The organism is Marinomonas sargassi (genome assembly GCF_025716875.1).
GTDB classification, from domain to species: Bacteria; Pseudomonadota; Gammaproteobacteria; order Pseudomonadales; family Marinomonadaceae; genus Marinomonas; species Marinomonas sargassi.
Window position 1 is genome coordinate 106,455 of sequence record NZ_JAOVZB010000003.1, and the last position, 14,279, is coordinate 120,733.

Annotated in this window: 12 protein-coding genes; 9 read left to right on the forward strand and 3 right to left on the reverse strand. The window is 42.3% G+C overall.

The genetic code is table 11. From position 1 onward, the window contains the following. The first annotated feature begins 34 nt into the window (after nt 1–34). Nucleotides 35–1,708, forward strand: coding sequence for a glutamine--tRNA ligase/YqeY domain fusion protein (locus OFY17_RS07355; protein WP_263530079.1), 1,674 nt, complete (start codon nt 35–37; stop codon nt 1,706–1,708). Further along, nucleotides 1,709–3,091 carry a cysteine--tRNA ligase gene (gene cysS, locus OFY17_RS07360; RefSeq protein ID WP_263530080.1) on the forward strand — a complete coding sequence of 461 codons (1,383 nt, stop codon included), beginning with the start codon at nt 1,709–1,711 and terminating at the stop codon, nt 3,089–3,091. Between the two features lie 50 nt (nt 3,092–3,141). On the opposite strand, the gene OFY17_RS07365 is transcribed toward cysS, so the two are convergent. Continuing rightward, nucleotides 3,142–3,573 carry a universal stress protein gene (locus OFY17_RS07365; protein ID WP_263530081.1) on the reverse strand — a complete coding sequence of 144 codons (432 nt, stop codon included), beginning with the start codon at nt 3,571–3,573 and terminating at the stop codon, nt 3,142–3,144. Between the two features lie 67 nt (nt 3,574–3,640). On the opposite strand from OFY17_RS07365, the gene OFY17_RS07370 reads away from it, so the two are divergent. Next, nucleotides 3,641–4,126: a hypothetical protein gene (locus OFY17_RS07370; protein ID WP_263530082.1), complete on the forward strand. Its 486-nt coding sequence runs from the start codon at nt 3,641–3,643 to the stop codon at nt 4,124–4,126. Here OFY17_RS07370 and OFY17_RS07375 read toward each other — a convergent pair. After that, nucleotides 4,116–4,889: a DNA topoisomerase I gene (locus OFY17_RS07375; RefSeq protein ID WP_263530083.1), complete on the reverse strand. Its 774-nt coding sequence runs from the start codon at nt 4,887–4,889 to the stop codon at nt 4,116–4,118. The two genes, OFY17_RS07370 and OFY17_RS07375, sit on opposite strands and share 11 nt — an antisense overlap. Nucleotides 4,890–5,079: 190 nt before the next feature. Here OFY17_RS07375 and topA point away from each other — a divergent pair, with 190 nt between their 5' ends. The 3 genes from topA to OFY17_RS07390 are packed head-to-tail and all read left to right on the forward strand — an operon-like array spanning nt 5,080 to nt 8,446. After that, nucleotides 5,080–7,710: a type I DNA topoisomerase gene (gene topA / locus OFY17_RS07380; protein ID WP_263530084.1), complete on the forward strand. Its 2,631-nt coding sequence runs from the start codon at nt 5,080–5,082 to the stop codon at nt 7,708–7,710. Continuing rightward, nucleotides 7,707–8,177, forward strand: coding sequence for a DUF6586 family protein (locus OFY17_RS07385; protein WP_263530085.1), 471 nt, complete (start codon nt 7,707–7,709; stop codon nt 8,175–8,177). The genes topA and OFY17_RS07385 overlap by 4 nt, the downstream gene beginning before the upstream one ends. A gap of 2 nt (nt 8,178–8,179) precedes the next feature. Continuing rightward, nucleotides 8,180–8,446, forward strand: coding sequence for a hypothetical protein (locus OFY17_RS07390; RefSeq protein WP_263530086.1), 267 nt, complete (start codon nt 8,180–8,182; stop codon nt 8,444–8,446). 103 nt (nt 8,447–8,549) lie between these two features. Here the strand turns inward: OFY17_RS07390 and lexA are convergent, their stop codons facing one another. Continuing rightward, nucleotides 8,550–9,170, reverse strand: coding sequence for a transcriptional repressor LexA (lexA, locus tag OFY17_RS07395; RefSeq protein ID WP_263530087.1), 621 nt, complete (start codon nt 9,168–9,170; stop codon nt 8,550–8,552). 70 nt (nt 9,171–9,240) lie between these two features. On the opposite strand from lexA, the gene dinG reads away from it, so the two are divergent. The 3 genes from dinG to OFY17_RS07410 all read left to right on the forward strand — a co-directional run bounded on the left by dinG (nt 9,241) and on the right by OFY17_RS07410 (nt 14,258). Then, nucleotides 9,241–11,364: an ATP-dependent DNA helicase DinG gene (gene dinG / locus OFY17_RS07400; RefSeq protein ID WP_263530088.1), complete on the forward strand. Its 2,124-nt coding sequence runs from the start codon at nt 9,241–9,243 to the stop codon at nt 11,362–11,364. Between the two features lie 111 nt (nt 11,365–11,475). Beyond that, nucleotides 11,476–12,813 (forward strand): DEAD/DEAH box helicase, encoded by a 1,338-nt coding sequence (locus OFY17_RS07405; protein ID WP_263530089.1) that lies wholly within the window; start codon nt 11,476–11,478, stop codon nt 12,811–12,813. Between the two features lie 23 nt (nt 12,814–12,836). Continuing rightward, a complete protein-coding gene (locus tag OFY17_RS07410) occupies nt 12,837–14,258 on the forward strand; it encodes a protein adenylyltransferase SelO (RefSeq protein ID WP_263530090.1) in 1,422 nt (473 codons plus the stop codon). The last annotated feature ends 21 nt before the right edge of the window (nt 14,259–14,279 follow it).

Sequence of the window (14,279 nt, forward strand, 5' to 3'; positions counted from 1 at the left end):
GTTAGACACACATTTATCGGGATTTACATCAAACATGTCAGACACGTCAAAACCAGGTAATTTCATTACCCAAATCATTGATAAAGATAACGAATCAGGTAAGCATGGCGGTAAGGTACTTACTCGTTTTCCACCTGAACCCAATGGCTATTTACATATTGGTCATGCCAAATCAATCTGTTTGAATTTTGGTTTAGCTCAACGTTATCAGGGTCAATGTAACCTTCGTTTTGACGACACCAACCCAGAAAAAGAAAGTGTCGAATACATTGAGTCCATAAAGCGCGATGTTGAGTGGTTAGGCTTTCAGTGGAAAGAAGATATCAAGTTCGCTTCAGACTACTTTGAGCAACTCTTTAATTTTGCAGTTCAGCTTATCCAAGAGGGTAAGGCTTATGTATGTCAGTTAAACGCTGAGCAAATGAGAGAGTACCGCGGCACATTAAAAGAGCCGGGTAAAAATAGCCCATACCGTGATCGTAGTGTCGAAGAGAACATGGCTCTCTTTATGGATATGAAAGCTGGGAAATATAAAGATGGTGAAGCAGTTTTGCGTGCCAAAATAGATATGGCCAGCCCGAACATCAACATGCGTGACCCTATTATTTATCGTGTTCGCCATGTACACCATCACCAAACAGGGGATGCTTGGTGTGTTTACCCTATGTATGACTTTACCCACTGTTTATCTGATGCGATAGAAGGCATAACTCACTCTGTATGTACGTTGGAGTTTCAGGATCATCGCCCACTATATGATTGGACGTTGGAAACACTGGGTACAGCTCACCCTCAGCAGATTGAGTTTGCTCGTCTTAATTTGAACTACACAGTCACCAGTAAGCGCAAACTTAAGCAATTAGTGGATGATAAGCATGTAGGCAGTTGGGATGACCCACGTATGCCAACCATTTCTGGTTTGCGTCGTCGTGGTTACACTGCGGCATCCATTCGTAATTTCTGTGATCGAATTGGTGTTACTAAATCTGACAGCGTGGTTGATATGGGGATGCTGGAACATGCTATCCGTGAAGATTTAGATGCCAATGCAAATCGCGCTATGGTGGTCTTAAACCCGATTAAAGTGACGTTAACTAACTACCCTGAAGGGAAAGAAGAAATCTTTACGGTTAATAACCACCCTAAAAATGAAGAAGCAGGTACTCGCGAAGTACCATTTAGTAAGCACTTATTTGTTGATGCTGCTGACTTTGCTGAAGTGCCGCCACGTAAGTGGAAGCGTATGACGCTAGACGGTGCTGTCAGATTACGCGGTGGTTATGTGATTACCTGTAGTGAAGTCGTTAAAAATGATAACGGCGATGTTGTGGAGCTGTTGTGTACTTATGATGAGAACACGCTTGGTGTGAATCCAGAAGGCTATAAGCCAAAAGGTGTTATTCATTGGGTAAGTGCAGAACATGCAGTGGATGCACAAGTGAACCTCTATGATCGTTTATTTGATAATGAAGCTCCTGATGCTAATTATGAAGACAAGACATTCTTGGACTTCATTAATTCAGATTCCTTGACTGTAATACAAGGTGCTAAGGCGGAACCGTCCCTATTGAATTCTGCTAAAGGGCAGGGCTTTCAATTCGAGCGCGAAGGCTATTTTTGTCGAGACTTAAAAGAAGAGGGTATGGTATTTAACCGTACCGTAACTTTACGAGATTCTTGGGCAAAAATTGAAGCGAAGGGAAAATAAATGTTAAAGGTCTACAACACACTTAGCGGTAAAAAAGAAATTTTTAAACCTATTGTCGAAGATAAAGTCGGCATGTACGTATGTGGCAACACGGTTTATGACTTTTGCCATATTGGCCATGCCCGGGCAATGATTTCGTTTGACATTATTTCTCGCTTCATTCGTCACCTTGGTTACGATTTGAATTATGTGCGTAACATTACTGATGTAGATGACAAAATTATTAAACGTGCTGCTGAGAATAATGAGACAACTCAAGCACTAACTGAGCGCATGATTGCGGCACAGCAAGAAGATGAGTTGCGTTTGGGTAACAAAATGCCCGACCGTGAGCCTAAAGCAACGGAATTCATGCAAGAAATTATCGACATGATTGAAGTGCTTATTGAAAAGGGCTTTGCTTATCAGGGCGACTCTGGAGACGTTTATTATCGTGCTACTGCCTTCGAAGAATACGGTAAATTAAACAACCGTAAGCTTGAAGAGATGCTAGCTGGTGCTCGCATTGATGTGGAGCAAGCAAAAGAGCATGCTGCAGACTTTGTTTTATGGAAGCAAACTAAAGAAGGTGAAGTGTTTTGGGCTTCACCTTGGGGTAATGGACGACCAGGTTGGCACATTGAGTGTTCCGCTATGTCTACTAGCTGCTTAGGTAACCACTTCGATATTCATGGTGGTGGGCCAGATCTGAAATTTCCCCATCATGAAAATGAAATTGCACAATCTGAAGCTTGTACTGGTGAAAAGTATGTCAACTATTGGATGCACTGTGGTGCGGTTCGTGTTGATAACGAAAAAATGTCGAAGTCGCTGGGTAACTTCTTCACCGTGCGTGAAGTGCTGGAAAAGTTCAATCCAGAGGTTATTCGCTATTTGATGGTTTCTAGTCAATACCGCAGCTCAATAGATTATTCAGATCAAAGCTTGCTAGAAGCCAAAGTTGCTCTAGAGCGTCTTTATACTGCGTTGCGTGATCAGGGTGTGGCTGATGTTGTTACTCCATCGGATTACACAAAACGCTTTGAAGAAGCGATGAACGATGATTTCAATACTGCAGGAGCCTTGTCTGTACTCTTTGAATTGGTACGTGATTTAAATAAGGCGAAAACGGATGACTCGGATAAAGCGTTGGTACTGGCAGCTGAGCTGAAATTTTTAGCTGAATTGTTAGGCTTACTTTATCAAGACCCTGAATACTTTTTGCAGAATAGTGTCATTACCGATGGCTTAGATGAAGCAGCTATTCAAGCCTTGATTGATGAGCGCACACAAGCCCGTAAAGATAAAAACTTTGCGCGAAGTGATGAGATTCGAGATGAGCTGGCAAGTCAAGGTATAGACCTTCTGGATAGCCGAGAAGGGACCAGTTGGTCGAGACGATAAATAAAAAAGGCGATGTATATACATCGCCTTTTTAATAAGTTTTTGTAAATTTATGGACTAACTTTAACCGCTAGTACGTCACAAGGTGCACCGTGCAATACGCCATTCGATGTTGATCCTAGTAATAAAGCTAGACCGTGTCGGCAATGGCTTCCCACTACAATAAGGTCTGCCTTTTGTTCTTCTGCAATGCGGTGTATCTCACTTTCAATTCCGCCTTGAGTAATAAAGGTTTCAGTAAATGGTATGTCGAGTTGTGCTTCGAGTATAGATATACGCTCTTGTGCTGTTTCTTTGAGTTGGTCTTGAATGTTTGTTATGTCAATCGGAACATCGCCAGTGTAGGCATAATTTAATGATTCGATAACATGGAGCATGATGAGTTCAGCGCCAGCACCTTGGCATAAGGCAACCGCTTTGTGGGCTACTTTTATGCTTTCGTCCGTTAAATCAACAGCTAGAAGAATTCTGTTATATAACATAGAAATTACTCCCAATTAAATTCGACTATTTGATTTTAGTTTAAAAGACTAGAGATAGATATTTATTATGACATTAATAATTGTGCTTTTTGTTGTTTTTTCCCTAGCGGGTTCTGTTATGTGGGTTTTACCCTCAAAAAGGGATCGTGATCGTATGTCGCTACGACTAAAGGCTAGAAAATTGGGGTTAAATGTACAGCTTACCTCGGTAGACTTACCTGATAAGTGGGATAAAGTAAAAGAGTCTCACAAAGTGGCTGCTTATTCTCGTTACCATATTAAGCCTCTTGAAGGTGTCACCAAAAACGTTTGGTTTTTGCCTTATGAGGTGTGGAAGTATCACTCGATTGTTGATGGCTGGTGGTCCAGCTCAGAAAAAGATTGGAATGAAGCTGTGAAAAAGGTTTTACAGGAAAAAGGTGCATTGATTAAAGCCATCAATATTGCGCCTGAGGGGGTTACTCTTTATTGGGAGGAGAAAGGTGAAGAGGAAGATCTCGAGCACCTAGCACGCCTTGTTGATATTCTTGCCACTATAAAAACTATCGAGTAGGTAGCTCGTACTCTTTTGCTTTTTCTTCCGCTTCCTGTTCGGCTAAGGCAGCGGCAGCCGCTGCAGCTTCTGCGGCTTTTCTTACTTCCTCGGCTTCAATTCGAGTAATCTCTTTCATTTTCTCCTGAACATATTCATTAAGCTTCTGCTTTTCAGGTCTTTCGACAGCACTGGATTTTAAGTGAGATTCAATAACGCTATATAATGTTTGCGCTACTTGATAATCACCGCTATTGAAGTTTGAGTTGGCCTGAGCGACTTGCTTATTTATTTGCAGCCATAAACTAAGCCACTTTAAATATTCATGACAATTTTGATAGTGCTGATTACTAATGCGTCCCTTGCGGCGAAGGTATAGGAGCATTTTGGCTAATTTAGTAAGGCGCTCCTGGTACATGGTCTTTTCTTGAAAGCTCATAGGTGGTATTTCAGGGTTAAACTCAAGGGATTCTTGATTACGTCCGTCTTCTGCCTTGGCGATACGCACCTCTATTTTTTCAATATCGTCTGAATATTGTAAGAGCTCTCTAAGGGTATCTAAATAATAATCATAGAGAACATCGGTGGCGATAGTGTCTGTGTTAAGGCTTTTTAAACCTCTGATATGCATTTCTGCACGGTCTGCTCTTTGTACCAGTTGCAACTGTTTTACGCGGCGTTGAGTGAGGTCTTTTTCTTTTTGATGCGCGCGTGATCCTATGATGACGGATAGGATTGCCACAATAGCTAAAACGACGATAGTTAAAATTTGCAGGGTAGCCATGATTGTCCTTAAGTAATTATTTGCGTATGTTAAATAAGAAATACCATGTTCAGCAAGATATAATATGTGAAACAATACAGGGATCGCTTGTCATATAAAAGGTGTTTGCTTAATATCAGCGCCCCAAGAGATAAAACTTCCTGCTATATGGATCTGCAGACTTACTTTTATAAAAGGCTTACATAGTTCAATGGGAAAATCACTGGTAATCGTGGAGTCGCCCGCTAAGGCGAAAACTATCAATAAATACCTAGGCAATGACTATGTCGTGAAGTCGAGTGTCGGCCACATTCGTGACTTGCCAACAGGTAAAACCTCTACTTCGACACCTCAGGAGCGTGCCAAACAGGTAGCATTGACTCGTAAAATGAGCCCTGAAGAAAAGCTTAAATACAAAAGCGCCAAGTCGAGAAAGCAGTTAATTACCCGTATGGGCGTAGATCCAGAAAATGATTGGAACGCCCATTACGAAGTCTTACCGGGTAAAGAAAAAGTCGTTGATGAATTAAAACGATTAGCAAAGAATGCCGACACAATTTATCTCGCGACCGATTTGGATAGAGAGGGAGAAGCCATTGCTTGGCACCTTCGTGAAGCCATTGGTGGTGATGATTCACGTTATAAACGTGTGGTTTTTAATGAAATCACCAAGAAAGCAATTCAATCTGCTTTTGAAACACCGACACAATTAGACCTTAACCAAGTTAATGCACAGCAAGCGAGACGATTCTTAGACCGAGTTGTTGGATTTATGGTGTCTCCCTTGTTGTGGGCCAAAGTGGCCCGGGGTTTGTCTGCTGGGCGAGTGCAGTCGGTTGCCGTTCGCTTGGTTGTTGAGCGTGAGAAAGAGATTCGTGCTTTTGTACCTGAAGAATTTTGGGAACTTGATGCGCTGCTTAAAACGCCTTCAAATGATGTTATTAAGTTTGAAGCGACCAAATACCAAGGCCAAGAATATAGGCCAATCAATCAATCCCAGTCCGACGAGCATGTTGCGCGTTTAAATAACGGTAGTTATCAAGTTAGTGGGCGTGAAGACAGGGCGACCAGTAGTAAGCCATCTGCACCTTTCATAACCTCGACTTTGCAGCAAGCAGCGAGTACACGTTTAGGTTACGGTGTTAAAAAGACCATGATGCTAGCCCAGCGCCTTTATGAGGCGGGTTACATCACTTACATGCGTACTGACTCAACAAATCTGAGTGCGGATGCTGTAGAGGCTCTAAGGGGTTACATTCTTTCAAACTTTGGTGAAGCCTATTTGCCAAAAGAAGCGATTCGTTACAGCAGTAAAGAGGGTGCGCAAGAAGCCCATGAAGCCATTCGTCCTTCTGACGTGAATGTGGCTGTAAACGATTTATTAGGCATGGAAAAAGACGCCCATCGTCTTTATGACCTAATTCGCAGTCAATTTATGGCTTGTCAAATGATGCCAGCGCAATACACCTCAACGGCTATTACAGTTGCTAATGGTGAATACGAGTTTAAAGCCAAAGGCCGTATTTTACGTTTTGATGGTTATACTCGTGCTATGCAAACCGTAGTCAAGAAAGGTGAAGATAATATTTTACCTGATGTGGCGAAAGGGGATGCTCTTGCACTTAATGAACTATTGCCAGAGCAACACTTTACTAAGCCTGTAGCACGATTTAGTGAAGCCAGCTTGGTAAAAGAGCTTGAAAAGCGTGGAATTGGTCGTCCATCTACCTATGCTTCAATTATCTCAACTATTCAGGATCGTGGTTACGTAAGAGTAGAAAATCGCCGTTTCTATGCAGAGAAGATGGGCGATATTGTTACTGAGCGACTGGTTGATAGTTTTAGTTCTTTAATGGACTTTAGTTTTACTGCCTTAATGGAAGAGCAGCTAGATGATATTGCTGAAGGTAAAAAGAACTGGATAGAAGCGCTTAATGCCTTCTATAAAGATTTCAGTAATGTACTGGCTAAGGCTGAGTCCCCTGAAGGCGGGATGATGCTTAATGAGCCAACCCCGACAGACATTGAATGTCCTACATGTTCTCGTCCTATGCAGATCCGCACTGCGAGTACTGGGGTATTTCTATCTTGTTCAGGTTATGCATTACCACCAAAAGAGCGTTGTAAGGCGACGATCAATTTGACTCGTGGTGATGAAGCCATCGCTGTTGATGATGAAGAGGCTGAATCTAAAGCGTTAATTCAGAAAAAACGTTGTGAAATTTGTGGCTCTGCCATGGACAGTTACCTAATGGATGAACAGCGTAAATTGCATGTCTGTGGTAATAACCCAATGTGTTCTGGCTTTGAGGTCGAAAAAGGCACCTTCAAAATCAAAGGCTATGATGGCCCTGTTATCGAGTGTGATAAGTGTTCATCAGATATGCAGCTAAAAAATGGCCGATTTGGTAAGTACTTTGGTTGTACGAACGAAGATTGTAAAAATACTCGTAAGCTCCTGAGAAGTGGGGAAGCCGCGCCACCAAAAATGGACCCTGTTCCTATGCCTGATCTTGCTTGTCAAAAAGTAGAAGATCACTATGTTTTACGTGATGGTGCGACAGGTCTATTTTTGGCAGCTAGTCAGTTTCCACGTAAAAGAGAAACTCGCGCGCCATTAGTGAAAGAGTTATTGCCTTACATGGATCAAATTGATCCTAAATACCACTTCTTCGCTAATGCGCCAGTTCAAGATTCTGAAGGCAGACCTACTGTTATCCGTTATAGTCGTAAGACGAAAGAGCAGTATGTTATGACAGAGAAAGACGATGGCAAGCCTACTGGCTGGAAAGCTTTCTATAGTGGTGGGAAATGGTCAATTGAAGAAGGGAAGAAGAAGTGACCAATGCAAGCTTAGCAAGTCGCACAAATCAAAAAATCGACACGGCTAGACGTTTTATTCGCCAAAGCCAAGATAGTGATGAACAGTGGCTGAGTATCGGTTTATCAAGCTCTGCACTTTTTCAGTTAAGAAGTGCATTAAATGGCTTGTTAAACGAAGTGGCTGCAGCCTATTCCTTATCTGCAACTTTAGATATTGCTGCTTTGCATGCTGAAACTGAGTCTAAAGGGATGATTGTTCCTGTCATAAATGAGCTATCGAGTTTGTGGGAGAAAAAGGACTCATGGGTGTATCAGTTAGAGCAAGCTTACTTGGTACAATTGGAGTCTCGTTCAGCAGCTCCAAGCGTCGTAGATAGTGGCGACCTTATTGGGCGAGGTGACGATGCTGGCGCCTCAGCAAGTTTTTACCTAACACAGTTAGTTGAATTGGTTTTACGTTTTCGAGAAGAGTCATCTGAGTATTAAATATGAAAGAATCCTACCTAGAAATTGTTGAGCTGGATAATGGCGATATTGTCCTCAGGCCAGCCAGTGAAAGTGGTGAGGATACTGAGCCATTAGCAACACTGAAAATATCTGATGAAACGCGAAATTATTTAAAAGACCGCTATTTTGAGCTAGCGAAGTGTATGTTCCATGCTGGAATCGACTATGTTTATTCAGATGAAAGTATTTATGATGAGTCATCAGGCATTGCTGACGATGAAGATCTCAGACCAAAAATATTGCATTAATGCGGTTAAGTGGAAGAAATCAAAAAAGGCGAAGTGAAAACTTCGCCTTTTTTATATTTTGACTATAGTGCTATATTTTTTGACCCTAGCACTAAGTAGAAAGCTATATGCCTTGTCGAATGACGCCAACAGATAAACCTTCAATCGCGAACTCTTCACTTTCCAAGTCTACGACAATGTCTGAGAACTCTTCATTTTCAGCAATAAGGCGAACCGTACTGCCTTTTTGTTCAAAACGCTTTACCGTCACTTCATCGCCAATGCGAGCAACCACGATTTGGCCGTTATGCACTGCGTTTGTTTTATGAACGGCCAGTAAGTCGCCTTCCATGATGCCTATGTCTTTCATACTCATACCAGAAACAGACAAGAAATAATCTGCTTTGGGGTAAAACATGCTGGGCGGTATGTTTACGTGAGAATCTATGTTCTCTTGTGCCAGAATAGGGTACCCTGCAGCCACTTTACCTATTATGGGCATGCCGAGGTCTTCAACTGCTTCTTCAGGGGATTGGTCAACAAGGCGAATGCCGCGAGATGCGCCTGCTAACATTTCAATCGCACCTTTTTTGCAAAGGGCTTTTAAATGTTCTTCAGCAGCATTCGGTGACTTGAACCCTAATTGGCGAGCAATCTCGGCTCTAGTGGGTGGGAAACCAGTTTCGTCAATAAATTCACGGATGGTTTCTAATACGTCAGACTGTCTTTTGGTTAATTTAATCATAGGCTTATCTGGTTGTTTATACAGTAACTGTTATTATATACAGCATTCTTAACTAATCTCAATAATATAAATGCTTTCAGATGAATTAAAAAAACAAATACAGCTTGCTTACCGAGCGTATTTAGATGCTAAGTCGCATAAACCAAGAGCTGGTCAGCGAGAAATGATCGGCACTATCGCTCGAACCTTGGGGAATATTAAGCAAGGTACCGAAGGCGAGCGACTAGAAGAAAAACACGTAGCGGTTGTCGAAGCGGGAACAGGCACAGGTAAAACCCTGTCTTACTGTCTAGCGGCGATTCCTATTGCTAAAACGCGGGGGCTAAAGCTTATCGTCTCGACTGCGACTGTGGCTTTGCAAGAGCAAATTCTTCATAAGGAATTACCAAGTTTACTGGAACATACAGACCTTAGTTTCAAATATACTTTGGCGAAAGGTCGTGGACGTTACCTTTGTCTGAATAACCTTGAGGGCTATTTAGGAGAGGAAGAAGCCTCTGTTGAAGACATGTTTGCAGGCCTATTTGAGCAACATTTGCAGGCCGATGATGTTAATAGTGTTTTGTATCAAGAGATGGATGCCGCTTTATCTAAGGGTGATTGGGACGGTGATAAAGATAATTGGGATGGCATCATTCGGGAGCAAGACTGGCGACGCTTAACAACGGATCATCAGCAATGCACTAATCGTAATTGCGCCAACTATTCAGCCTGTCCATTCTTCAAAGCGAGAGCTGAGATAGAGGTGGCGGATGTGATTGTTGCTAACCACGATCTGGTACTGGCAGATTTGTCTCTCGGCGGCGGCGCTATCTTAACCGCACCGAAAGAGACGATTTATGTATTTGATGAGGGACACCATCTTCCCGATAAAGCGATAGGGCACTTTCGTCATGAAGTTCGCTTGCAAGGAAGTATCACTTGGCTTCGTCAGTTAGAAAAAAACCTAGTGACTCTAAAGCAAGAGTTAACGGACAGTGTGAGTGTTACCGGTCAGTTATTAATGAAGATCCCACAACAAATACAGAGTATTGTTAATTTCATTCAATATGCCCAACAGGGTCTAGCGCCTTATGTCGCTAATCTAGGTTTAGATCAAGATAGCAATGTCCATCGCTTTGAGCAGGGGGTTATTCCCGAAGAGCTAAGGCAGCTTGCCTATAGCCTGCAAACTTCTTTTCAAAAGCTGTTTAACAGCATTGAAAGTATTCAAGACGAGTGCAAAAAAACAAAGCAAAATGAAGGTATGGGTGTTACGCCTGAAGTGGCTGAAACATGGCAGCCAATTTTGGGGGCAGTACTAGGAAGACTTGAGCAATCTACCAGCTTGTGGCGACTTTACTCGACCTTGGATGACCAAAAATATCCGCCAAATGCCCGCTGGTTAGTATTGTCTGGACAAGGTATGGAACAAGATATTGAGTTGGGTGGGTCGCCTATTTTGGCAGCTAATACTTTACGTCAACAATTGTGGGATAAATGCTTTGGTGCTGTCGTTACTTCAGCTACACTGACTGCGCTCAATCAGTTTCATCGTTTCAATATGAGGTCTGGTGTTCCGCAAGAAAGTCAGTACTTGCAGGTGCTTAGCCCATTTGATTTCCAAAATAACGGCATTTTAGTTATTCCTCATATGGACCATGAACCCAATCAAGCGGAAAAGCATACAGTCGAAATAACGGAATATATCAATAAGCATATCGACAAGGATAAGGCGAGCTTAGTCTTGTTCTCTTCCCGTCGTCAAATGGAAGAAGTGGCGCAATCTATTGATGCTGGCTTACAAGAAATCTTATTAACTCAAGGCGAGCAGTCGAAAAGAGTGATTTTAGACTCTCATAAAGCGCGAGTGGATGATGGTAAAGGCAGTCTACTGTTTGGTTTGGCAAGTTTTGCTGAAGGTGTGGATTTACCGGGTGAATATTTAACGACCGTTTTTATCGCTAAAATTCCTTTTGCAGTACCAGATGATCCAGTTGAAGCTACGCTAGCTGAGTGGATACAAAGGCGTGGTGGTAACCCCTTCATGGAGATTACTATTCCAGATGCTTCGTTACGTTTGGTGCAGGCAACCGGTAGGCTACTGAGGAATGAGAATGACTCAGGTGAAATTCATATTTTAGATAAAAGATTGCGCACTAAGAGGTATGGCTCCCAACTGATAAACAGTTTGCCACCATATCGTCAGCAGTAACCTTGTATATCGAAACAATGTAAAGCAAAGGGTGATAAAAAATCGCCAATTAGGTACACTCTGTGCCCAGATATTAAACTCAAATTATTATAGAAGCGTAAAGATTCCAATATGGAAAACCAAACTCAAGCAACACCTTCAGAAAAACCAGCATCACCAAAACGTAATCGTCGTTCATACAAGGGTCCAAGAAATAAAAAAACGTCTGACTCAAGTAACTCCGAAGTAAAAACTAGCCATGATGCAACAAGTGGTATTTGGTCTTTAGACGATTTTCCTGTTGAGAAGGTTGAAGGTAAGCAGCGTTTCCATGACTTGAATCTGCCAGATCGAGTATTGAAGTCAATTGCTGAAATGGGTTTCGAATACTGTAGTGAAATACAAGCCGAGACTTTGCCTATTACTCTAGAGGGTTATGACATTATTGGTCAGGCTCAGACAGGGACAGGTAAAACAGCTGCCTTTCTAATTGCTATGATTAGTGATTTCTTAGATTACCCATTGGAAGAAGCTCGAGCGAATAATATCGCCCGTGGTTTGATTATTGCGCCAACACGTGAATTGGCTTTGCAAATCGCGGATGAAGCAGTCAAGTTAACGACAAATTGTCATCTTAATGTTGTTTCGCTTGTTGGTGGTTTAAGTTATGAAAAACAAAAACAAGCATTAGAAAGAGAGAATGTCGATATTCTTGTCGCAACACCGGGTCGTTTGTTGGATTTTGCTCGTAGTCGCAAAGTGCAGTTAAACAAAGTTGAATGCCTAGTGTTGGATGAAGCGGACCGAATGCTGTCTATGGGCTTCATACCTGACGTGAAAAGCATCATTCGTATGACGCCGAATAAAGAAACTCGTCAGACTATGTTGTTTAGTGCGACTTTCCCGAAAAGCGTGCAAGAACTGGCTCAGCAATGGACCTTCTTCCCAAAAGAAGTCTCTGTTGTTCCTAAAGAAGCGACGAATCAGAATATCGAACAGGTTATTTATACTGTTGAAGCAGAGCAGAAATGGCCTATCTTGAAGCAGTTGATTCAAGAAAATTCAGGTCAAAGAACCATTATCTTTGCTAACCGTCGTGATGAAACTCGTGGCCTACATGAGCGCCTACGTAAAGCTAATATCAATTGCGCCATCTTGTCTGGCGAAGTTTCTCAAGATAAGCGTGTCAAAACACTGAAAAACTTTAAAGAGGGTGCCATTCAGGTGCTAGTTGCAACCGATGTTGCAGGTCGTGGTATCCATGTAGACAATGTGGAGTTAGTAGTTAACTACTCTTTACCTGAAGATCCAGAAGACTATGTACACCGTATCGGCCGAACGGGTCGTGGCGGAGAGACAGGCAAGTCTGTGAGCTTTGCAAGTGAAGATGATGCGTTTATCATTCCTGAAATAGAAAAAGTAGTTGGTGAAAGTATTCGCTGTGAATACATGGTTGATGTCTCCCAATAGTCATCTTTTATGAATAAACGCAAATGCATTTAGAAAGTAATTTTGCAGATTTGGGTAGTGGTTTTTCCTCAAAAACGACTATCCGCCCCCTCCATGAACAGCGTTTGGTTGAGTTTAATCAGACGCTAGCTTCTTTTTTATCTATCGATATTAAACATCCAGAAACGAAAGATTTACTCTGCGGTAATGTGCCTATCTCTCATAGTGTCAGCATGGTTTATGCGGGACATCAGTTTGGCGGCTTCTCCCCTCAACTTGGTGATGGGCGAGGTGTCCTTCTGGGGGAGGTGCGTGGACAAGATAAAAACCTATACGACTTGCATATGAAAGGTGCGGGATTAACGCCTTACTCCCGTAGAGGGGATGGTCGTGCCGTGTTACGTTCATCTATACGTGAGTACTTGGCTAGTGAGGCTATGCATGCTCTTGGTGTGCCAAGCTCTAGAGCGTTAGCGCTCTATGATAGTCGGGAAGCGGTATATAGGGAGCAACCAGAAAAGGGCGCTATGTTACTAAGAGTGGCAAACGGTCATATTCGTTTTGGACACTTTGAGTACTTCTTCTATCAAGGTAAAACTGAAGAGCTGGATCAGCTAATCGAGTACTGTCTAAAGCATTATTACTCCCAATTTTTGTCATCCGAGACACCTTTAAAGAGCATGCTCATTGAGGTGGTTGAACGTACTGCTAGAATGATTGCTAAATGGCAGGCTATTGGTTTTCAGCACGGGGTGATGAATACCGATAATTTCTCCTTTACTGGAGAAACGATTGACTATGGCCCTTATGGTTTTATGGATGACTATGATCCTGCTTGGGTCTGTAATCACTCGGATTATGAGGGGCGCTATGCGTTTGAGCGTCAGCCAGGTGTTGGCTTATGGAATTTGAATTGTTTGATGCGCTGCTTTTCAAAGCACCTATCGAAAGATGAATTAGTAGATATTTTAAAGCATTATGAGCCAGAGCTTCAGTCTCATTATGACGAGCTTATGGCGGCTAAGTTAGGCCTATATAAAACAGAAAAATTGCACGCTTTACTCTCTTTTCTATTCACCATCTTGCAATCAGAAAAAATGGATTACAGTGTGTTCTTTCGCTTGTTAAGCAAGCTGGAAGAAAATACATTTTCATTAATATTGGATGAGGTTATCGATAGGGAACGTATGCGTGCTTGGTTGCTAGAGTACTGTGTTGAGCGATCTAAGCAGAAAGCTAGCTGGCAGGATGTTAGCCTAGCTATGCTACAGGTTAATCCAAAATATATTTTAAGAAACTATTTGGCTCATGATGTCATCGTGGCTGCTGAAAATGGTGATTTTTTGCCTTTCAGACGCTTGCTAAAAGTATTAACTAGCCCTTTTGATGAGCATGAAGAGTCAGAGACTCTAGCGCAGCGCCCACCAGAGTGGGGTAAGTCTTTAGAAGTAAGTTGTTCTTCTTAGTCGAAAAGGATATTGAGAGAA